Source organism: Ferrimicrobium sp. (assembly GCA_022690815.1).
Taxonomy (GTDB): Bacteria; Actinomycetota; Acidimicrobiia; order Acidimicrobiales; family Acidimicrobiaceae; genus Ferrimicrobium.
In genome coordinates this window covers 36687-56901 of sequence record JALCZJ010000010.1, presented here as the reverse complement: position 1 = coordinate 56901, position 20215 = coordinate 36687, and the positions used below count along the sequence as shown (strand labels likewise).

Annotated in this window: 21 protein-coding genes; 7 read left to right on the top strand and 14 right to left on the bottom strand. The window is 60.6% G+C overall.

What is annotated here, in order from left to right:
* Positions 1 to 24: 24 nt before the first annotated feature.
* Genes MP439_04700 through MP439_04680 form a run of 5 tightly spaced genes read right to left on the bottom strand, consistent with a single transcriptional unit; the run spans position 25 to position 5026 of the window.
* Positions 25 to 1266: a type IV secretory system conjugative DNA transfer family protein gene (locus MP439_04700; GenBank protein MCI2975360.1), complete on the bottom strand. Its 1242-nt coding sequence runs from the start codon at positions 1264 to 1266 to the stop codon at positions 25 to 27.
* Between the two features lies 1 nt (position 1267).
* Positions 1268 to 2422, bottom strand: a complete 1155-nt coding sequence (locus tag MP439_04695; protein MCI2975359.1) for an ATP-binding protein — start codon at positions 2420 to 2422, stop codon at positions 1268 to 1270.
* Positions 2413 to 3666, bottom strand: coding sequence for a hypothetical protein (locus MP439_04690; protein ID MCI2975358.1), 1254 nt, complete (start codon positions 3664 to 3666; stop codon positions 2413 to 2415). Before MP439_04690 ends, MP439_04695 begins: the two co-directional genes overlap by 10 nt.
* Positions 3663 to 4742, bottom strand: coding sequence for a hypothetical protein (locus tag MP439_04685; GenBank protein ID MCI2975357.1), 1080 nt, complete (start codon positions 4740 to 4742; stop codon positions 3663 to 3665). The genes MP439_04690 and MP439_04685 overlap by 4 nt, the downstream gene beginning before the upstream one ends.
* Positions 4739 to 5026: a DUF6112 family protein gene (locus MP439_04680; GenBank protein MCI2975356.1), complete on the bottom strand. Its 288-nt coding sequence runs from the start codon at positions 5024 to 5026 to the stop codon at positions 4739 to 4741. Before MP439_04680 ends, MP439_04685 begins: the two co-directional genes overlap by 4 nt.
* 128 nt (positions 5027 to 5154) lie before the next feature.
* Between MP439_04680 and MP439_04675 the strand changes: the two genes are divergently transcribed.
* Positions 5155 to 6195, top strand: coding sequence for an ATP-binding protein (locus tag MP439_04675; GenBank protein MCI2975355.1), 1041 nt, complete (start codon positions 5155 to 5157; stop codon positions 6193 to 6195).
* The gene (locus tag MP439_04670; protein MCI2975354.1) at positions 6192 to 6902 is read left to right on the top strand and encodes a response regulator transcription factor; all 711 of its coding nucleotides are present in this window, start codon (positions 6192 to 6194) and stop codon (positions 6900 to 6902) included. Before MP439_04675 ends, MP439_04670 begins: the two co-directional genes overlap by 4 nt.
* A 16-nt stretch (positions 6903 to 6918) precedes the next feature.
* Here the strand turns inward: MP439_04670 and MP439_04665 are convergent, their stop codons facing one another.
* Together MP439_04665 and MP439_04660 are read right to left on the bottom strand one after the other, a co-directional pair.
* Positions 6919 to 7278: a hypothetical protein gene (locus tag MP439_04665; protein ID MCI2975353.1), complete on the bottom strand. Its 360-nt coding sequence runs from the start codon at positions 7276 to 7278 to the stop codon at positions 6919 to 6921.
* Positions 7251 to 8546, bottom strand: a complete 1296-nt coding sequence (locus MP439_04660; protein MCI2975352.1) for an FAD-binding oxidoreductase — start codon at positions 8544 to 8546, stop codon at positions 7251 to 7253. The genes MP439_04665 and MP439_04660 overlap by 28 nt, the downstream gene beginning before the upstream one ends.
* A 220-nt stretch (positions 8547 to 8766) precedes the next feature.
* On the opposite strand from MP439_04660, the gene MP439_04655 reads away from it, so the two are divergent.
* Positions 8767 to 9723: a quinone oxidoreductase gene (locus MP439_04655; protein MCI2975351.1), complete on the top strand. Its 957-nt coding sequence runs from the start codon at positions 8767 to 8769 to the stop codon at positions 9721 to 9723.
* A gap of 311 nt (positions 9724 to 10034) precedes the next feature.
* On the opposite strand, the gene MP439_04650 is transcribed toward MP439_04655, so the two are convergent.
* The 5 genes from MP439_04650 to MP439_04630 form a co-directional block, all read right to left on the bottom strand.
* Positions 10035 to 10475 (bottom strand): hypothetical protein, encoded by a 441-nt coding sequence (locus tag MP439_04650; protein ID MCI2975350.1) that lies wholly within the window; start codon positions 10473 to 10475, stop codon positions 10035 to 10037.
* Complete coding sequence (gene clpS / locus MP439_04645) at positions 10472 to 10690, bottom strand: ATP-dependent Clp protease adapter ClpS (GenBank protein MCI2975349.1); 219 nt, start codon at positions 10688 to 10690, stop codon at positions 10472 to 10474. The genes MP439_04650 and clpS overlap by 4 nt, the downstream gene beginning before the upstream one ends.
* 107 nt (positions 10691 to 10797) lie before the next feature.
* Entirely contained in the window at positions 10798 to 11769 is a 972-nt protein-coding gene (locus MP439_04640) for a COX15/CtaA family protein (protein ID MCI2975348.1), read from the bottom strand.
* Positions 11770 to 11830: 61 nt separating this feature from the next.
* Positions 11831 to 12562: an ABC transporter permease gene (locus MP439_04635; GenBank protein ID MCI2975347.1), complete on the bottom strand. Its 732-nt coding sequence runs from the start codon at positions 12560 to 12562 to the stop codon at positions 11831 to 11833.
* Entirely contained in the window at positions 12555 to 13607 is a 1053-nt protein-coding gene (locus MP439_04630) for an ABC transporter ATP-binding protein (protein ID MCI2975346.1), read from the bottom strand. The genes MP439_04635 and MP439_04630 overlap by 8 nt, the downstream gene beginning before the upstream one ends.
* A gap of 23 nt (positions 13608 to 13630) precedes the next feature.
* Here MP439_04630 and serS point away from each other — a divergent pair, with 23 nt between their 5' ends.
* The 4 genes from serS (at position 13631) to MP439_04610 (ending at position 16402) form a co-directional block, all read left to right on the top strand.
* Positions 13631 to 14941: a serine--tRNA ligase gene (gene serS, locus MP439_04625; GenBank protein MCI2975345.1), complete on the top strand. Its 1311-nt coding sequence runs from the start codon at positions 13631 to 13633 to the stop codon at positions 14939 to 14941.
* A gap of 176 nt (positions 14942 to 15117) precedes the next feature.
* Positions 15118 to 15492, top strand: a complete 375-nt coding sequence (gene sdhC, locus MP439_04620; protein MCI2975344.1) for a succinate dehydrogenase, cytochrome b556 subunit — start codon at positions 15118 to 15120, stop codon at positions 15490 to 15492.
* Positions 15492 to 15878 (top strand): succinate dehydrogenase, hydrophobic membrane anchor protein, encoded by a 387-nt coding sequence (gene sdhD / locus MP439_04615; GenBank protein MCI2975343.1) that lies wholly within the window; start codon positions 15492 to 15494, stop codon positions 15876 to 15878. Before sdhC ends, sdhD begins: the two co-directional genes overlap by 1 nt.
* Before the next feature lie 8 nt (positions 15879 to 15886).
* Complete coding sequence (locus tag MP439_04610) at positions 15887 to 16402, top strand: GNAT family N-acetyltransferase (GenBank protein ID MCI2975342.1); 516 nt, start codon at positions 15887 to 15889, stop codon at positions 16400 to 16402.
* Here the strand turns inward: MP439_04610 and MP439_04605 are convergent.
* Positions 16386 to 19058, bottom strand: a complete 2673-nt coding sequence (locus MP439_04605; protein ID MCI2975341.1) for an SMC family ATPase — start codon at positions 19056 to 19058, stop codon at positions 16386 to 16388. The genes MP439_04610 and MP439_04605 overlap by 17 nt on opposite strands.
* Positions 19059 to 20156: a DNA repair exonuclease gene (locus MP439_04600; protein MCI2975340.1), complete on the bottom strand. Its 1098-nt coding sequence runs from the start codon at positions 20154 to 20156 to the stop codon at positions 19059 to 19061.
* Positions 20157 to 20215: the final 59 nt, after the last annotated feature.

Genomic DNA, 20215 nt, shown 5'->3' with positions numbered 1-20215 from the left:
TCCATCGGCACGGCATCGATCAACCTAAGTTCTCGTTTGCCCGCGAACCCAAAGTCGGCTCACTGAACTCGACCCCTCCATGAGCAGCGGTTGACGAGACCCGAGTGACTCGGGTGCGATATCGCGCAGGTAGGCACGGGTGATGGGATCTGCCGTTGAGCTGAGAAAGAGCTTGCTGGCATGGTTGTTGATGATCGAGTTGGCACCTCGCCCATAGCGGTGCTCGAGCTGGGAAAGATCCTGGACAATCGAGATCAGTCGCACACCCTGTCCCACCCCAACCGCGGCCAGCCGATCGAGATTGGGGATGGGGGCGAGGTTCGCCAACTCGTCGAGGCAGACAAGGAGCGGCTCCATACGACGCCGCTCAAGGGCAACAGCAACGATCCGTGACAAGAGTACGGCGAACAGCAGCGAAAAAAGCTCCTGGTCGGCGGTACTCGCTATTAGGAAGGTTGCACTCGGTGGACCATCGATGAGCTCGGACACGCGAACCTGTGGCAGAGTTGTCTCAACGTTGACCAACGGGTTGACCAACCCGCGCGCCGTCAGGAGCACTGAGTCACGCTGGCGCTCCTCGAGTCCACAGGCAGCCAGCACCCCATTGGCCAACCGCTGTTCGCCATGGGCGACGAGGCTTCGATAGAGTTCGCCTGGGTCATCGATTCCCGCGAGCATCCCAGCGCCGGTGAGCGCCGCCGACCGCAAGAGCGCGGCGACGATCGGCTCCGCGAGTTGGTACCAGAATTGAGTATCCCCACTCGTCAAGGCGAAGCCCGGTTGGGCTAGGACGAGCGCATGTGCCATCGCCAGTGCCGCTCGCTCGTTAACAGCCTCACAGACGAGATCCCAGTGATGCGTAGCGAGTGCCCGATCGCCGATGATGACCACCCGTCCTCGTTGCTTGCGAGCCTCAAGCACTGACGTGGTGAGGAGATCAGTCTTGACCGAGGTGGCCACCAACGACCCTGGAAATGAGCACAAGTTCGGGAGCACGACCCGCGTGGTCTTGCCGCTGCGAGTTGGTCCGACCACCAAGAGCGAGTGCTCATCATCGATGCTGACCTGACGCCTCTCGGAGAGGCGAACCTGCAAGCGTGGGCCCCGCACCCGCTGCAGGCTGCCAACGCGCAACCGAAGCTTTGGCTCGGTCCGGATTCGTTGAGGCCGGGCGTTAGGTCCACGCGGGTGATTCGCACCCGCGCGCTCGAATCGCCCGAGGGTAACGAGGACCGCCGCGATGACGATGAGACCGAAAATCTCCACCTCAGGCTCGCATTGCACGATCGGTGTCGACGAGTTCATGCTCGCCGTCGATGAGGCGGTGGGTCACCAGGAACTGATGCGTGCCGATCGACCAGAGCGCCTCTCCACGACCCAGGGTCGCGATACACTCGGTGAGCGCTCTGGGGAGCCCTAGCATCGTGGCGATGTGGTCGAGCTCCTCCCTCGGCTGGCGAAAGATGACTCTCGTCTCGACATCCTTGACCAACTCGGCAGACTCGGCATCGAGATCAGAAAGACGGTGGGTCACCGCGATCACCGAGGCTCCATAGCTTCGTGCCAGTTTGAACAACTCACGCATCTCGCGCACCGAGTCGCTGTGTTGAAGCACCGACCAGGCCTCGTCGATGACCACAAAGCCGGATCCGACCTCGGACCGGGCGAACTGGGCGATGCGAGCCCTCAGGAGACAGCTGATCGCAAAACCGGTGAGTCGGCGATCCCCGAGCGATCGTAGATCGACGACGACCCGACGCTCGAGGGCGACCCCTGCACCAGTTACACCAAAGATCCCTGCGAGGTCGCCGTCGATGAGACGCATGAGCTGAGCGTGGAGTTCGCGACGAAGCCGGATGCTCTCCGGGTCCACGTGTGCACCTGATCGATGGACCTCGACGAGCTCGACGAGGCGGCCAAGGGTGATGGAAGCTGGTGCGTCAAGCAAGGCGTCGACGAGCTCGTGAAGGAGACGATATTCGAGCGGCAACGGCGAACGATCATAGAGCACCCGAAACAGGCTCACCATAACCCCACCAAGGATACGCCTGGAGCCGTCGACGCCGGCAAACGGGTCGAGTCCCGTCCCTTCGGCCAGGGTCAACCGATGAGCTCCGAGCACCTCGGCGGCCGACTGGTACTCCCCCTTAGGGTCAAGGATCAGTATCGATGAGGTTGCCGATGGCTCACGCACCAACAGGGTCTTCACAAAGGCGCTCTTGCCCCTTCCGATCTCACCCAAAACCAACAGGTTGGGGCTGGTGAGATAACCGACACGATAGAGCTCAAACGGATCGAAACACAGCACCCCACCGAGCTGAGAGGGGCCCACCGGGCGAACGCGCGTCGGCGGAAGCGGACTCGACGCCAGCAGCGGCAACCAACCCAGCGTTCGCGTGGTATCCTGATAGCTCAGCTCCATCCATTCACTCCAAGCAACGCCCGCTCGAAAAGTGCGCGTTGCTCGCCAAGGCCAACTTTGAGCCGCAACTGAGCGCTGGAGGCCAGCGTTTCGAGCGCGGTACGGCTCGCCACCAGTTGACTGGGACTCGGCGCCAACAGTGCCACGATGAGCTGATAACGACAGAGCCGATAACCAGCCAAGAGATCCTCCTCTTGCGTCTGGGCCGTCGCCTCCCGATAGTCGTCTCGGGCTCGATCCAGATACCCACGCTCGCGGCGAAGCCGACGGTCGGCCACCATCTCCGTTCGATGCCGAGCCACGTGTCGCTGGGCACGAGCAGTTTCGATCGGCCTGATGATGATCGAGACCACCCGGCTCGGAGGTCCCGGCCCAAAGAGCGCCAGCAGCATCCGTGGATCGATACTACGGCCGGGCCAACCGGTCACCACATGCATCGATGCCGCGAACTCGGCACCGATGAGCATGTCAACACGCTCATCCATCGTGGTGCCATCGGTCGAGAAGGCCGCGCTCAGATTGCCACAGGCATCGTCGATAAGCTGGCTCGGCACCTCGGGCGCCACGAGGGTGAGACGATCGGAGTGCCCAAGCGCTGCCAAGCCTGTGATCGCTCGCGCCATCGCGACCCGTCGCGCCCTCGGCGCTCCGGGGGGAGCCACCACCAACATCGTGGTGGCGATCTGGTAGCTTCCAAGTGCGAGCGCACGATAGGCTGCCGAACAGCTCCTGAGGTCCTCAACGAGCGTTTGGGGCAAAATAGCGCTACGCACGACCACTTCCCCATGGCTGATCAATCGATTGGACGCCTCATTCAAGAGCTCGGACCATGCGCTCGCCTCATCTCGTTGCGCGCGCAGCGACAAGGTAGGCGTCTCCCCCAGGACATAGAGTCCACCGACCAACTGACGCGTACCCCGGCTCATCAGGAGCTGCCCCTCTAAGACCACACCCCGCGATCGCCGAGCCAATCGGGAGCTAAGCCACATCTTGACCCACGCGAGTGGGTGCACATGTACTACCATCGTCGCCCAGAGTGACGCGAGCAGCGCTACAAGCAGCACGATCCCAATCACGAGGCGCGCAACCCCGCTGGCAAGGCCGATAACGGCCATCGCTCCCAACACCACCGAGGCGATCTTTGCCACGGTGGCGATGGAGAGGCCCAGCATCCGCGTGCCCGAGGCTGGCGTCCCAAAGTAGACCAGCTCACTTCGGTCCTCACCAGTGTGGTGTGGTGTCAACTCCCTCCTCCTTTGCGCTTGTAACCGTTGAGAAACTCATCGACCCAGGGGTCCCGCTTGGCGAGTTCGGCGATCGCAGTGGGCACCGGATGCCCCTGGTACTGTGGGGGCGTCGATGCTCGCTCCTTTGCCCAGGGAGCCGCGAGCACCATTTGGGCCATGTACCCCTGATCAGCTAACCCGCCAAGGCGCGCCATCGCCATCGAGCGCGCACTCGAGAACGCCTCCATGGCCACGACCTCGGAGAAGGCGACCGAGCGCAAGATCGCGATCGGCGCGAAACAGACGACCAACAGCAGTGCCACCCCCGACAACGCCAACGAGAAGAGCCTTGATGGTGCCGACGCACTCGTGGCCTCCACCAGCAACGATGCCCCAAGGCCCACACCGATCGCGAGGATCAGCTTGGCGATCACCAACCCAAAGAGCGATCGCACGGCGTTAGCAAACCAGTGACGCCCGATCGAGAGCACGATCCCAAGCGACGCGAGCGGGAACAGCGCTAGCGTGAGATAGATCCCAGCGTCACGCATCAACAGCTCGAGAAAGAGCGCTACGGCACCGATCAGGGCCAATCCAGCAAGGATACCCGCCACGATTGGGCCAACCCCAGGGATGGCTCGCCCCCACGAGAATAACAGCGCGAGCCGCGGCAACTCCCCAAGGTCGCCGAGCGGCGCACGAGCCAGTGCGTCCACGACGTTGGCCAAATCACTGGTCAGCGTCGGAGCGAGCACAACGGCACAAACAGCCACCGGGACGCGTGCCACCAGCTCGATGAGACCACCGATGCTTTGGCGCCACAACGCCATGATCACCCCGATCAGAAGCGCCGGGAGCAGCACAAGGCTGAGCAACTCGACCTGGTCCCGATAGACACCCAGCATCGCCGATGCCGAGATGTCGAGCCGATCAGCGGCTCCGAGCAACGACACGATCTCGCCCAAGAACCAACTGAGCGCCCCGGTGAAGAGGTGGCCGGCAAAACCGGCGAGCGCGTCGATCAGGTAGGTGATGATGGCATGGGCGATCCCGTCGACGGGGCCGCCCAGGATCGATCCGACCATTCGACTCACACGCCAAGCCCAAGGTGAAAGAAGAAGTTGATGATGGCAGGGGCTGCACCGATGATGAGGGCCGCTGCCCCTGCCGCGAGCACGGCCCGGCGGCCAAAGTACGACTGTTGGTAGTTCTGGCTATGCGCACCAAGCGCCCAGGTCGCCGCGCCGATGATGAGACCAATGAGGGCCAAAATCAGCGCCCACCCCCCGATCCCATTGGCGAGCTGTTGGATCACCGATCCACCAGGTAGGGCCGAGGGATCGGGGGTGAGCGTTACGTTTCCAAGCATCCATGCCATCTGTTGCTCCTTCCGTGGAGATTCTTAGCATATCATCTCTTTACAATATTTTTCATGTCATTCTAGTAAATTCCTTTTTAGCCAACCAACCTACGTCGTCAGCTCGACGTCCGACCTAGGATGAAGTGGTGGAGGAACGTCAAACCGTAGGAAATGCTGAGGGCGAATACGTCGAGATCGTTGATCTATGGAAACGAGCAGCCGCGAGCCTCTCCATCGGTGTGGTCTTGGTCGACGCCGACTACCGAACGGTCTATTCAGACTACGCCGACAAGATTCCGACCGGCGGGTTTGCCGAACGAATCCTCCTGGAACGCGCCATTTCGGCACTCAAACACGACGCTCGTCTTGAGCTCTACCGGACCCAAACCCTCGAGGTATTCGGACCTCCAAAGAGCTACTTTCAGCTGGTCACCACCCCACTTGGCAGCGATCCGCACCCTCCCTTCATCATCACCGTCGAAAACATCACCGAACGAAAGCGATTGGAGGAGGTACGACGTGACTTCGTTGCCAACGTCTCACACGAGCTCAAAACCCCGGTTGGAGGTATTGTGCTGCTCGCCGATGCCTTGAGCCAGGAGAGCGACCCGGCCACGGTGCTGAGGCTGTCACGGCGTATCCTCGACGAGGGCGATCGGTTGGCACGCCTCGTCACCGATCTGTTGGACCTCTCCAAGCTCGAAGAGACCGAACTCCACCAGATCCACGAGGTCAACCTCAATGAGGTCGCCTCCGAATGCGTCGACCGTTATCGCCTGGGTGCTGAGGCCTGCGGCATCGACCTGGTGGTCGAGTTCAGCGCCGAGCAACCCCTCGTCAGTGGCGATCGTTGGCAACTGAGCTCGGCGATCTCGAACCTCGTCGACAACGCCATCAAGTACTCTGAGCCATCGACTGAGGTTAAGCTCACCATCAGGGTTGTCCAATCCAAGGTCGAGGCCATCATCTCCGATCACGGGATCGGTATTCCAGCCCGGGACCTGACCCGCATCTTCGAACGATTCTATCGCGTTGACGCCGACCGCTCCCGAGCAACGGGTGGCACGGGACTCGGACTCTCTATAGTGAGACATGTGATAGAGAACCATCAGGGCACCATCGACGTCACCTCCACCGAAGGAGTCGGAACGACCTTTACGATCTCGCTTCCACGGGTTAGCTCATGACCACGGACAAAGAGCGTATCCTCATCGCCGAAGACGAGGAGAGCTTCGTCGATGCCATGACCCTCGGGTTGAGCCGGGAGGGCTTTGAGCCCATCGTCGCCACCGATGGACAACGCGCACTCGACCTGTTCCACGAGACCCAACCGGACTGCATCTTGCTCGACGTCATGTTGCCCAAGATCTCTGGCCTCGACGTGTGTCGCCAGATCCGCAAGGAGTCAAAGGTTCCGATCATCATTGTCACCGCCCGCTCCACCGAACTCGACACCGTCTTGGGACTCGAGCTCGGGGCCGATGACTACGTTACCAAACCCTTTCGGATGGCCGAACTCATCGCCCGGATTCGTGCCCTGTTGCGTCGCACAACGGAGAGTTCTGAGCGCCCTCGCACCGACGAGGAGGTACTCCGGTTCCAAGGCATTACCGCCTACATCGACCGACATCAGGTTGTCGTCGGCGATGACGAGATCAAGCTGCCTCCCAAGGAGTTCGAGCTCCTCATCTTGTTCCTGCGCAACCCCGGCAAGGTGCTCACCCGCGACGTCCTAGTCGATCGAGTATGGGGGCATGACTACTACGGAGACACCAAGACCCTCGACGTCCACATCAAGCGACTCAGGAACAAGATCGAACCAGACCCGAACCGCCCCACCGTTTTGACCACCATCCGCGGTGTTGGATACCGGCTTGACCTCCCTCGAGAATAAGCGCATCGACGAGGTCCTAGCCCAACTGGCGGCTACGGGACATCGCATCACTAGCCCACGTCGTCACATCGTAACCGCGCTCGTACAGGCGGGGGGTCATCTGACCGCCGAGGAGGTCACCAACGCTGTGCAGGCCCAGGACCCCTCCGTCCATCTGGCTACCGTGTATCGAACCCTGGATACGCTCCAGAGCTCTGGTGTGATCGTCCACATCCACTTGGGTCACGGAAAGGCAATCTATCATCTCGCCGACAACTCTCACTATCACCTCTATTGCCAGGAGTGTGGAGCGGTTCGAGAGGTCCCGCAAACCGAACTCGATGCGCTTTTTGCCCGCATCGGCCAGGCCTACGACTTTGAGCCGAGCCTTGGCCACTTCGCGATCATCGGTACCTGCGGTCGCTGCATCGAACGCAGAGGGTCGAAGGCACGAAGTTCGGGCCCAACCTCACCAGAATCGATCGCCTGAGCCAACAGTCGGCCAGTGAACGGGCCTTGGGTAATCCCCCACATCCCGTGTCCAGCGGCGAAGTAAACCCCTGGCTGAGCGGTCACCCCGATCAAGGGCAATCCATCCGCACTCACCGGCCGGGGGCCCACCCAACGGTGACGGGAGTTGTCAAAATCAACGCCGTCTAGCAGTTCTCGACTCGATCGCACGATGGCCTCCAGTCGCCGAGGATCGAGTGGATCGTCTGGACCACGAAACTCCATGGTTCCGGCGACCCGTAGCCCCTGATCGATCGGGGTGCACGCGACGCGCGCGGCCGGAAAGTAGATCGGCGTCGTCGGGGGTTCTACGGTGTCACAGACCATCGAGTAGCCACGGCCCGCACGCACCGGGATCCGAACCCCAAGTTGACGCCCAAGTCGGTTTGCCCAAGCCCCGGTCGCAACGACGGCAACGTTGGAGCGAAACGCTTCGGCCCCACCTTGAGTGAGCACCCGCACCTCTCGGGAATCGCCAACCACCTCGGTCACCTCCTGTCCCATGACAAAGGTGGCACCCCGAGTACGTAACGCCTCAGCGAGTGCGTGAGTGTAGGCGTTCGGATCGATATAGCGCTGATCGTGGATGTCGATCACCACCTCGATTGCCCCTGAAAGCAGTCGTGAACGCTCGCGGGCCTCATCACCGGTCAGCAGGTCGTACTCCAGTGTTCCACCAGCCGTACGGAGGAACTCGAACTCGGCCAACAACCCTTGTGCCTCCTCACGGTTGCGAAAGCCAGCGAGGATCGGCGCAGCGATCGTCGGTTCATCTACCGATACACCCAGTTCATCGTAGGCCTCAAGCGCCCCGGCGTTCAGGACGGCGAGCTTTGCCATCATCTGAGCGAAGGCCGTTCGGGTACATTGGCTGACAAACAGCGCCAGAAATCTCCAGAGCTCGACGTCGAACCGAACCGGAACATAGAGTGGAGAGTCGGCCTTTGCGAGCGACGTAATGCCGCTGGTGACCAGGGACGGTTCGTTCAGAGGAATCGCCAAGGCGGGTGAGAGCCAACCGGCATTGCCCCAGCTCGAACCGGCCGCGACATCTAAACCGCGATCGATAACCCGCACCTCATATCCGCGCTCCTGCAGGTGCCACCCGCAGGCCAAACCCACGATTCCCGCCCCGACGATCGTCGCCTGCTTCAATGATCCACACCCCTTATGCCACTAAGCTACGCTACAAGATAGTGAGCTTGCTCGTCGGCTACAACCTGTGCTGAGGCGACTCGCACCGTCAACAGCGTACGGCCGTGCGCTGTTGACCATATCGGATTGGGTCAGACTGGATTGGATCAGACTGGATTGGGCCAGTCACGACCGCGAGCCACTAGCACCTAGCTACTCACCCTACCAACTGGAGGTCATTATGAAGGCAGTCGTCGTCGAGTCTCACGGAGGTCCCGAAAAACTCCTGTTCACCGATATTGCCGATGTCCACCCTGGCCCAGGTGATATCAAACTGAGAATGCGCGCGGCCGGGGTGAACTTCATCGACATTTATCACCGTGAAGGGGTCTATCCCCAACAGCTACCCGTCGTCCTCGGCAACGAGGGTGCCGGAGAGGTGATCGACATCGGTGAAGGGGTGACCGAGTTCGTCGTCGGTGATCGTGTTGCCTACACCAACGTCATGGGCAGCTTTGCCGAACATGCGGTGGTGCCAGCCCAACGAGCCGTGAAACTACCCAACGATATCTCCTTCGATCTCGCAGCTGCGGCCATGCTCCAGGGCATGACCGCCCAGTTCTTGACCGAAAGCTGCTTTCCTCTCAAGGAAGGTCAGGTCGCAATCGTGCATGCTGCCGCAGGAGGGGTCGGCTCACTGTTGGTCCAGTTGGCAACTCACAAGCATCATGGGACCGTCATCGCCACCAGCTCGACGCCCGAGAAGGCTGAACGAGCCACCAACAACGGTGCAACCTATTCGGTCGACTACGACCACTTCGAAGACGTTGCCCACCAACTCGGTGGCGCATCCGTGGTCTACGACGGGGTTGGGAAGACGACCTTTGATGCTAGCCTCGCCTCGCTGCGACCGCGTGGAATGTTGGTGCTCTATGGTGCAGCCAGTGGCCAAGTTCCACCCTTTGATCTCCAACGACTCAACGCGGCTGGTTCGATCTACGTCACCCGACCGTCGTTAGTGCACTACATTGCGACTCGTGAGGAGCTGCTTGCACGCGCCACCACGCTTTTTGCCGACATCGCCTCCGGTGTTTTGACCATCGATATCGGTGGTCGCTACCCTCTCGACGCACTGGCACAAGCCCAACAAGATCTTGCCAGTAGAGCGACGACTGGCAAACTTATCATTACCATGTGACGGTCCAACGATCCTTCCAGCATCGAATCCAACCGCACAGTCCTACATGGCTCATCACCAGAAGTGACTCGCTGGCTGGACTCGGTGCGCGTCTGGTTGGGCAAACTCGATACCTTGTCACCTCATTGACGCGATCGGACGGTACGCAATCGATGGCACCCAGACCGGGCGCTCCCCGTTACCGCACCGGGCCACCGATGACTTTGAGGGTAGGCAGCATAGGCGAGTTAACACTGGCGCAGTGGCTATTGGCTCGTTGGTCATCGACTCAGTGAGCACTCCCACAAAGCCTGGTTGTTGTAAGTGCTACGCTAGTCGAGGCCGCTTGAGAGGGCCTCCAGCAAGGAGCTGAGCAAATAGCCCAAGAAGTTGTAGAGGTCCTCCGCGAACTTCGGCGTGAGATTGGCCTCGCTGATCGAGGTCTGGGCCTCGGAGAGTACCAGCCGGCAGTAGTTCAAGAGGGTGGCGAGTTCATCAGATTCGCGCAGACTCAGCGTCGGCTCGTCGAGCATGCCTTCGCCAATGCGTAACCGGGTGACAATATCTCCCACACCGCTTCCACCGCCCTTCACCGCCTCTTCAGCCTCGAGCAGTGGGTCATCATACATCGGGGGTGAAAGCCGCCAGGCCTCCTGACCCCCTGCGGCAGCGATCTGTGCAACCAACAACATCGACTGTTTGGTGACATCACGTTGGGGCTCGGCAAGCGAGATGACGACGGTGTCACCCTCTCTTGAGAATGGCTCTTTCACGCCCTACCCACCGTCGCCCAAAGACCATAGCGATGAAGGCTTGCAACGTTGTTCTCCATGTCTTCACGAGCGCCCGCTGCAACGATCGCCTTTCCGTCACGATGGACCTGCATCGTCAACTCCGTCGCCTTGACCTTCGAGAAGGCAAAGAGCGTCTGGAGCACGTAAATCACATACGGGATAAGGTTGACCGGATCGTCCCAGAGGATGGTCACCCAGCTCTCCTCGGTCCGTGTCGCTTCTTGTTGCTCTTCAGTTGGTGACAGTAATGGTGCTGTTGGCAATCGAATGCAGACCTCCCATACCCGATTCTATCGGTGTACTACGAGGCATACGATGGACCCGAGAGAGAACTCGGTTGTGCAACTCGCTTGCCCGCCTCACCACGGGCCTCGCGGGAGACATGGAAGAGCGATAGGTAATACCAGGTCATCGCGATCCAAGTCAACGTTGCGCCAGCAATATGGATCCCAATCAGCACGGCCGGGAGGCCGGAGAAGTACGTGGTGTAGCCGATGATCGCCTGAATGGCTCCCATCCACAGCAATATACGGGCTCGTCGCTGCACGACCTCAGGGGCGCGAGCCTGGTGCAACAGAAAGAGATTGGCCAATATCAACGCGACCAGGATGATGGCGAAATCAGCATGCAGGTATGCGACCTGACGCAGGTTGAACGGTAAGCGACTCGAGATCGGAGATCCCGAGTAGGGGCCGGTCCCGGCCACCGCGGTACCAACGATGATCACCGCACCGAGGTTCAAAAACATCAACCGGCCGAGCCAGACGACCTCCTGTCCAACGACCGGCTTGGCTTTACCAGCGGCTGAGATGGCGTGCTTGTAGAGGACCAACGAGTTCCACAACACGATGATCGCGAGGACAAAGTGCGCCATGACGAAGGGGGGCGCCAACTTCTCGAGAACAGTGATGCCACCAAGCACGCTCTCGGCGACAACCTCGAGCAACAATCCGACAGAGAGCCACATGATGTCTTTGCGAAAAGGCTTGCGAAAGAACGCAAAGACCGCCGTCAAGCTCATCCCGAGAGCCGCAAAGAAGGTGACGACTCTGTTCACGAACTCGATCATCGGATGGTAGTTAAACGACGCAGTGAAGTGACCGGTCGTGCAATCTGGCCAGGTCGGACAGCCAAGACCCGACTGCGTGAGCCGCACGATGCCACCAGTCACGATGATCACCGCACAAAAGATCAACGTGGCATACGATATTCGACGAAACAGCGCCGGTGAAACGGTAACCGACCGCTGCAGTCGTTGCAGGCTTTGCTTCATTGGTAATTCATGCTACCGTCACCACGATCGCTTCGCGCAATCGATGGCCACGTGGGTCTCATCAGCTCCATCGAAAGAGCCGTACGGCGACGAGCGGTGCACCAATACCCCACACCACGAGGTTGATGACGGCCCACAACGGCACCGGACCAGATGCCGCAAGGCCATGAAGGATGAGTTCGGCAGCGCCAGCCGCCGGCAAAAACTCAGCGATGTGGGCCAGCCATCCCGGAAGGCTCGTCAAGGGTACCGCCATTGATCCAAGCCCAAGTAGCACCAGCCACAACAGCGTCGAGAGGCCGAGGACAAGCTCGGCTTTGAGCGTCCCCCCGATCAGGAGCCCAAGACCGGTAAACGCTGAGGTGGCAAGCAACCAACCGAGGATGAAGATCAGTGGGTTGCCCTCGGGGTGATAACCCATGAGCGATCCAATCACCACCAAGACGATGAGTTGGATGATCTCGAGGACCACCACCTGGGCGAGTTTGGCCCCGATGATCCCCCGACGACCAAGTGGCGTCACGCCAAGGCGCTTGAGCACGCCGTAGTTGCGGTCAAAGGCAACCGTGATGGACTGTGAGACCATACCCGAGGCCATGATGCCAAAGGCGATCGCGCCAGCCAAGATGAAGTTCACCCGGCTGGGCACCCCGGCTGGAACGGGCAAAAACTTCACCGAACCAAACACGAGGAGCCCAAGGACGGGAATCACCAGCGTCAACAGGGCAGCCTCACCCTGTTGTAAGGTCATCTTGACCTCAGAGGCGGCTTGCGCGAGCATCGGTTTAGCCATGATCATCCTTCCTTGACGTTGGCTCTAGGCCATTGGCACCGGATCCACCAGCCTTTGACACCACACCCTGGGTCGCCGATGGCGGCGGTGAGTTTGCGTGCCCTCGAGAGGCTACCTGCGGGTCATTAGCCTCGGTTTGGGTAGCTGATCCGATCAACGACAGGTAGATCTCCTCCAGCGAAGCGGTCACCGTGGCAACCTCGTTGGCCTCGATTCCCAACTCGCCAAGCACCTCAACCAGTCGTCCAAGCAGCTCGGTGGTGGCCTCTGCCTCGACGCGGTATCGGTCAGGACGAACGGCCCGCACGGCGACACCGAGCCGGCTCGCGAGCTGGGCGAGATCGAACGCACCTTTAGCAGAGAACTCGATCCCCTCACCCCCAAAACGCTGGCGAAGCTCCGCTGGGGAGCCGAGGGCTCGCTGTGTCCCTCGGTCGATCACCAACACCCGATCGACCATTCGATCGATCTCTTCGAGTTCGTGTCCCGTCATCAAAATCGCCACCGACGAGGCCCGCAGCTCGGCGATGAGCTCCCTGATAGCTGCCTTGCCTTCGGGATCGACGCCGGCCGTCGGTTCATCGAGCAGCAGAACGCGAGGGCGGCCGATCAACGCCAACGCCAGCGACAGCCGCTGCTTCTCGCCCCCTGATAGCCTGCGATAGGGGGTTTTGAGCACCCGATGCAGGTCAAGGCGCTCAACAAGCGTATCGATGGGCTCTGGGTCATCATAAAACTTGGCATAGAGCGCCAGCGCCGCCTTGGTCGTCATCCGTGAGGGGATACCACCCTCCTGGAGCATGACACCCATCTGCCGGGCGAGTTGGGCTTGCTTGGCTGCCGGGTCAATACCCAACACCCGGACGGTCCCACCGCTGGGGCGGCGATAGCCCTCGATCGTCTCGAGCGTCGAGGTCTTACCGGCACCGTTGGGTCCCAGCAGGCCAAGCACCTCGCCAAAGCCCACCACCAGCGACAGCCGATCGACCGCGACGGCATCGCCGTAGGTGACGGTGAGCTCATTCACCTCGATTGCATCGTTCATATCGGTACTAGCCTAGAGAGTCTATGATCGATCTGCGAATTCTTCGAGAGAACCCCGAGCACGTCACCAAGCTTCTCGGGACCCGCAACGTACCCGCCGAGCTGGTCAAGGAGCTCTTGGGACTCGACACCGAACTGCGCCAGGCGCTCTCGGAACGCGATGGGGCTCGAGCCAGGATCAACCAGCTCTCAAAGACCGTCGGTGAGCTCCGCCGAGCTGGCCAGATCGATGAGGCCAACCATGCTCAAGAGGAGTCTCGTTCACTCGGTGAGCGCGTCAAGGAGCTCGAGACAAAGGCGAAGGCCCTCTCCGAAGCCCGCGACGCCATCTGGCTGGTCACCCCGAATCTCCCCGCCAAAGAGGCACCGATCGGGGAGGATGAACGTGACAACCGCATCGTGCGCTACTGGTCTCCGGCCGGTGGCCATTGCGGCGTTGACGATTTCGAGCTCCCCACGTTCGAGGACTACCAGCGGGTCCCTCACTGGGAGACCGGCGCCAGCCTTGGTATCCTCGACTTCGAGCGGGCGACGAAGATCTCCGGGGCGATGTTTTCCATGTTTCGCGGTCCGGGTGCGCGGCTGCTGCGCTCGCTGACCAGCCTCGCCCTTGACACCCACACCGAGACGTTTGAGGAGATTCACCCACCAACCCTGGTCAAGCGCGAGACCATGCAGGCCACCGGGCACCTCCCCAAGTTTGCCGACGAGGCCTACGCCGTGGAACGCGATGACCTCTACCTCATCCCTACAGCCGAGGTGCCGCTCACATCACTCGGGCGCAACGAGATCCTCGATGAGGCCGAGTTCCCACTGCGTTTTACCGCTTACACCCCGTGTTTTCGTCGGGAGGCCGGAGCCGCCGGCCGCGACACCAGAGGACTACTGCGCCTCCATGAGTTCGACAAGGTAGAGCTGCTCGCCTACTGCACGCCAGACCAGGGGCACGAGGTCTTCTTGGAGGTCCTCCGCCAGGCGGAGCTGCTACTGCAAGGACTCGGTCTCACCTACCGTGTCCTCGATCTGTGCACCGGCGATCTCGGTCAGTCATCGGCACGCACCTTCGACCTCGAGGTCTATTCTCCCGGCACCGACAAGTGGCTCGAGGTGAGCTCGGTCAGCCTGTTCACCGACTACCAGGCTCGTCGCGCGAACATCCGTTATCGTACGAGCACCGGCGACGTCAACTACGTCTACACCGTCAACGGATCGGCGCTCGCATGGCCAAGGGTGATCGCCGCCATCCTCGAGGTGAACCGTCAGCCGGATGGCAGTGTCGTCCTCGCCGACGTCCTCGCCCCGTACTTTCGTGGCACCACAATCGCAAAATCCTAGAAATCTTCGGCGCCGATTTCTGACGACGACTGATTTCTTGCTAGCGTAGCCCTTGTGAGTACGGCACAAATTATCTTTGCGACAGCGCTAGGGGTCATCGCCCTTGGCATCGTTGGGTTTGCAGTCTATGTTTTCTCCACCACCATGTGGGGGAATCGCTGGGTGAGGAGGGTCCGGTGAGCAAAGGAGCAACGGTCTATAAGGGCAAGAGTGGCCAGTGGGCCTTCGTCTTGCACCGCGTCACTGGCTTCTTGGTGTTTTTGTTCCTGTTGTTGCACATCGTGGACGTCTCGACACTGAACGACCCCCATGTCTACAACGCGATCCACCAACTCTATGGGAACATTCTCCTGCGACTCTTCGAGGTTGGTCTGTTGTTCGCGCTGCTTTTTCACGCGCTCAACGGGCTCCGAGTGATCATGATCGACTTCTGGCCCGGTGTCATCAAGAACGAAAAGGGCGTGTTTAACTTCATGTTGTCGCTTGCGATCGTGTTGACCATCATCGGTGGTTGGTTCATCGTCAAGCCGTTCTTTCTAGGAGCACACTGATGGCTGCCGCATTGACGCGAGGACAGGGGCGGGGGCAGCGAAGCTCACGCCAGAACTTTGAGACATGGGCATGGTTCTTCATGCGGATCTCCGGGATCATCCTCTTCTTCCTGGCGCTGATCCACATGTACATCATGCACATCGAGAACGACGTCACCCACACCACGGTGAGTTTTGTCGCCAAGCGATGGGAAAATCCTTGGTGGAAGCTCTTTGACTGGTGGCTCTTGGTGTTGGGGCTTCTCCACGGTGGTAACGGTCTGCGCACCATCATCGACGACTACGTCAAGAAGCCGTTCAAGCGCAGTGTGACCAAGGCGTTGCTCTACGTCGTTGGTAGCGGACTCTTCCTGCTCGGGACCATCACCATCCTCACCTTTAAGTGATTGACCCATTGACCAACCCCCTCGACCTGGCGGTTGACGTGATGCGTCCGCTTGGGTTGGCGCTCACCACGCCGACGATCCATCTAACGCCGCTCGACATCGACGAATGTCGCGCCATCATTGATGGCCGCCGGCTTGCCCACTGGGCCAGCGATTATCCATCGGATGGCGATCGCTTTGTTGCCCATGGCAGCGTCAATCACGCCGAGATCCAGCCATGGTGCCACTACCACGTCAGTCTGGCGTCAGGCCTCCTCGTAGGGGGCGCCGGCTTCCATGGCATGCCCGTCAACGAGACCGTCGAGATAGGGTATGGCATCGTCGGGTCCCAGCGAGGGCGCGGTTACGCCTCGTTGGCCGTCGCCCTCTTGGTTCAACTGTGCATCGCAGCTCCCGAGGTGGCGGTCGTTCGCGCCACCACCGAGCCGACCAACCAGGCCTCCCAACACGTCTTAGCGCACAATGGCTTTCAACGTATGGGCACCGACGATGGGGTAATCGTTTACCTCAGGAGCGTCGAGTAGCCTCCATCAGGTCGATCGTCGCCGACACGACCAGGTCCGAGAACAGCTCAGGTCGACAGGTGAAGATGATGATCTGGTAGCGTCTCGCCGCCGTCATGAGGATGGTCTTGAGCCGATCAAGACGGACACCATCGGCATTGAGCATGGCATCGTCGAGCATCAAGAAGACGGGGACGCCACGATCAGCCATGAGGTCAGCGACCCCGAGACGCGTCAAGAGGGCCATCTGCTCCCTGGTCCCAAACGAAAGTTGTGCAACCGGCTCTAGGACACCTGCACGTTCGAGTCTTCGCGGGGTGAAGGTCTCATCAAGCTCCACGCTCGCAGCATCGGCTGCGATGGCTGGGATAGCAAAGAGCTGGTTGGCATAGGAGGCCAGCCGGTCCTTTAACGGTCTCGTCAACTCCTCTTGGACGTGAGCGACGATACCTTCGGCTATATCGATGAGTGTTTTCAAGGCCTGGCTGCGCTCTTGGAGGGCATCCACCAGGGTCTTTGCACGATCACGGGCGAGCCGTTGGGCCGCGTACTCCTCCTCAGAGAAGGCATCACCCCTGATCTGGCCGATGAGTTCACCGCGGCGCTCACGCACATGGCGAAGCTCATCGAGATGGCGTGCAAGGCGCGCTCGGAGCTCCTCGATGTGGGCTTCGATGGTTGTGAGATCGTCACCACCCATACTCGCCGCTATCTCCGCAAGTGTCGTTCGATGACGTTGCCGGTCGCTCTCGAGCTCGTCCAACGCACGGCGACGCTCCTCGATGCCTTGCGCACCGCCATCAAGGTCAATGGACTCCATCAGCCAACGTCGTGCCTCTTGGGCTGCGAGTCTGACGCTGTCAAGGCGTCGCCGCTCCTCTTCGAGTTTCGCGATGATCGCCTCATTCGAGGCGATCTCGCTCGGGAGTTGTTCGGCCTGCTCGTGAGACAACTTGGCAGCCTCTGGGGCCTGTTCGAGTTCCTGAGCAAGCAGCAGCCTCTCGGAGACAAGCACAGCTTGGCGCTCCGCTAACGCCGCCCGTTGACGGGTCAGCTCGACTAGTTCGGCCTCTGGTCCGTCGCCGTCGCCGACGAGTCGTGCCAGCTCACGTCTACGACTCTCGAGCTCGGTACCGAGCTCATAGCTATCACGCTCGCGACGCCGAAGCTCTTCAAGGTCGGCAACACCAAGCGCTGCTAACCGATGGTCTAGTTCGGCCTCGGCTTCGTTGAGCGCCAAACGCAGGGTCGAGGTACGCTGTTGGGGGATGAGCGAGATGCGCGCTACCCCTGGAAATTCAAGTGTCATCTCATCTTCGAGCAATCGACTACCCGACGAGAGCTGTGCCTCGCCATCAATATGAAGGCGACCGGCCTCCTCGATCTCGACGATGACCTGTGTGCTTGCCGATTGGAGCTGGCTTTGGAGATCTCGACGGCGCTCGGTGAGTTCGGTCAGCTCGGCGACGATCTCATCACTTGGGACCTCGGCAGCGCTCAGCTGTTCCTTGAGGTGTTCGATCTGCCCGTTGAGCTCGGCAACGTCGTTCAACCTGGCACGAAGTTCGCTCTCCTGGGCCAGGATGCGTTCGAGGCTCTCGACGTTACTAGCGTGCTCTCGCTCAAGGCGCACCATTCCCTGAAGGGTCTCGAACGCCTTAGCTTTGGCGTTGAGGCCCACGAGCACTCGCCGGTGGTGGGTCAGCTCGACCTCACACTCGGCCAATGCCTCTTGGGTGCACTCGAGTTCGGACTGCTTCAGGTCGAGCTGAGCCAGCGCGTGTTCAAGACGATCAACCTGCTCCTTAAGATCGTTGATGCGATCCTCAACTCTCGCAAGTTCAAACTCGGCCTGGCGCCGAGCCTCGAAGGCAGAGCGGAACTCCCCAAGGCGTCGCTCCGTCTTCGCGATCTCTTCGTTGAGATGGGTATCCACCTGTTGGGACTCCAGGTTAGCCAAATCAGACTCGATGTGCTCGAGCTCATCTCGCAGATCCTGCGAGGCCTGACGCCGCTGTTCGAGGTCAACAAGCTCAGCCTCACGTTGGGCAAGATCGCGCTGTGCCTGAGCGAGCGCACCCCCACGACCCGTCGGCGTCACGACCTCTGCCAGCCGATCACGCAGTCGATCGATCACCTCATCGGCGGCCGTCTCGCGTGCCGAGCCAATCTCGTCACCGATCTCACGCACCAGGTATCCCCGAGCATGGCTGAGTGCGGCTTCGACACCTAAGGCGTTGCCCTGTGGCACCCAGAAGACTCCTGGCAGGCCAAGCTGTGCCTCGCTGATGAGCCGACTCGACGGCGCCTCAAAGCGAAAGAGGTCGACCAGGCGAGTGACGGCCTCCTCGCCGGTCAGCGTCGTCGATCCTTGTCTCAGCACGCAGGTGCCGCCACGGCGATAAAACTCCTTGGTAAGCTCGTAGGTCTCGCCATCGTGTGAGAAGGTCACCCGCACTCTCGGCCGCGCATCCGGCTGATCTCTTGGAGCCAAGTCCTGTTGTGGGGCCAGGGCGCTGTACTTCTCGAGGAATGCCGCCCCGATCGCCGCCTGCACGGTGCTCTTGCCGGTCTCGTTTGGCCCATAGATCAGGTTGATACCCTCGCCAAAATCACCGAGCGCTAGCGGGTTGATAAAGCGTCGCACTCGCTCGAGCTCTACCCTAATAAGTCGCATTTATCCCTCCTCGTCGAGTGACAACAGCTCGATGACGCCACGGCGAAAGACTCCAGGCTCAAGCGTGCTCCGCAGTGCGAACAGGCGCTCCAACATGAGCCCTCCGACTCCTTGGAGTGCGAGCGAGGCCAGCTCTCCATCGGCTGGTGCAACCTCGACTCCATCGCCGTTCCAGTCGAGTACCGTGACACGTGCGCGAAGCTCCTCCTCCAACCGGTTCAACACGCCAAGGCCCTCCAGATCGACATAGCCCGTCAACGAAACCTTGACGACGTCTGTGTCGCCAAAGCTCGCAAGCTCACCTTCGAGTCCATCGAGATCGAGCTGGCTCCCTACGTTGAAGCTGCATTCATGCCAGGTGAACTCACCAATGCGATGTTGGGTAACGACCGGTGTTGCCCCCGGTTCGGCAATGGTCACGATGGCGACTGACCCAGAGTCGTTAGCTCGGAAGCGATCCGTCTCCGGGGTTCCGGCGTAGTACGTGCGCTCATTTACCCGATAGAACCCGTGCCAATCGCCGAGCGCGAGATAATCGAGTCGTGCACGTTCGGCTCGATCAGCCGCAATCGGGTTGTTGGCTTCTGCGGCTTCGGGCAAGATGCCCATCACCGCGCCGTGGGCGACGCCGATACGGTAATAACCTGGTGGACTGATCTCGGTATCAAAACCCTCAGTCAGATCACGGCCGGCATAGCGAGCTTGCAGCGGAGCTGGTAGCACGACGGTCTTGGAACGCTCCAAAACGATAGGAGTCGTCGTGGTCATAAAGACCACCTCGGACCCAAAGATCGAACGCTCGCGAATCTGGTCCCAGAGACCATGGGGTGTGGCTGGGTCATGGTTGCCGGGGAGCAGGAGCCAGGGTCCTGGATACGGACGCATCGCATCCACAAGACGCCGTAGCGAGACGCGATCGGGGCGCGAGAACTCAAAGACGTCACCAGCAACGACAACGAAATCGACCGCCTCCCGCACGGCGAGTTCTGCAATCCGTCGGACGGCGCTCACCCGTGCATCCTTGAGATAGAGCGATCGCTCACCCAGAAACTGGAAGGTCTCGCCGATCTGCCAGTCCCCCGTGTGTAGGAACTTCACCAAACGTACCCCCCAATCGCTCGCGGTCGCCTCGTTGACGAGCTTAGCGCCCAGAATGC

Bases quoted from the DNA above. Each gene is read 5' to 3' on its own strand.
- MP439_04605 (MCI2975341.1), bottom strand. From the start codon at position 19,058: ATGCGACTTATTAGGGTAGAGCTCGAGCGAGTGCGACGCTTTATCAAC.
- serS (MCI2975345.1), top strand. From the start codon at position 13,631: ATGATCGATCTGCGAATTCTTCGAGAGAACCCCGAGCACGTCACCAAG.
- MP439_04680 (MCI2975356.1), bottom strand. From the start codon at position 5,026: ATGGCATGGATGCTTGGAAACGTAACGCTCACCCCCGATCCCTCGGCC.
- MP439_04640 (MCI2975348.1), bottom strand. From the start codon at position 11,769: ATGAAGCAAAGCCTGCAACGACTGCAGCGGTCGGTTACCGTTTCACCG.
- MP439_04635 (MCI2975347.1), bottom strand. From the start codon at position 12,562: ATGGCTAAACCGATGCTCGCGCAAGCCGCCTCTGAGGTCAAGATGACC.
- MP439_04670 (MCI2975354.1), top strand. From the start codon at position 6,192: ATGACCACGGACAAAGAGCGTATCCTCATCGCCGAAGACGAGGAGAGC.
- sdhD (MCI2975343.1), top strand. From the start codon at position 15,492: ATGGCTGCCGCATTGACGCGAGGACAGGGGCGGGGGCAGCGAAGCTCA.
- MP439_04655 (MCI2975351.1), top strand. From the start codon at position 8,767: ATGAAGGCAGTCGTCGTCGAGTCTCACGGAGGTCCCGAAAAACTCCTG.
- MP439_04695 (MCI2975359.1), bottom strand. From the start codon at position 2,422: ATGGAGCTGAGCTATCAGGATACCACGCGAACGCTGGGTTGGTTGCCG.
- MP439_04630 (MCI2975346.1), bottom strand. From the start codon at position 13,607: ATGAACGATGCAATCGAGGTGAATGAGCTCACCGTCACCTACGGCGAT.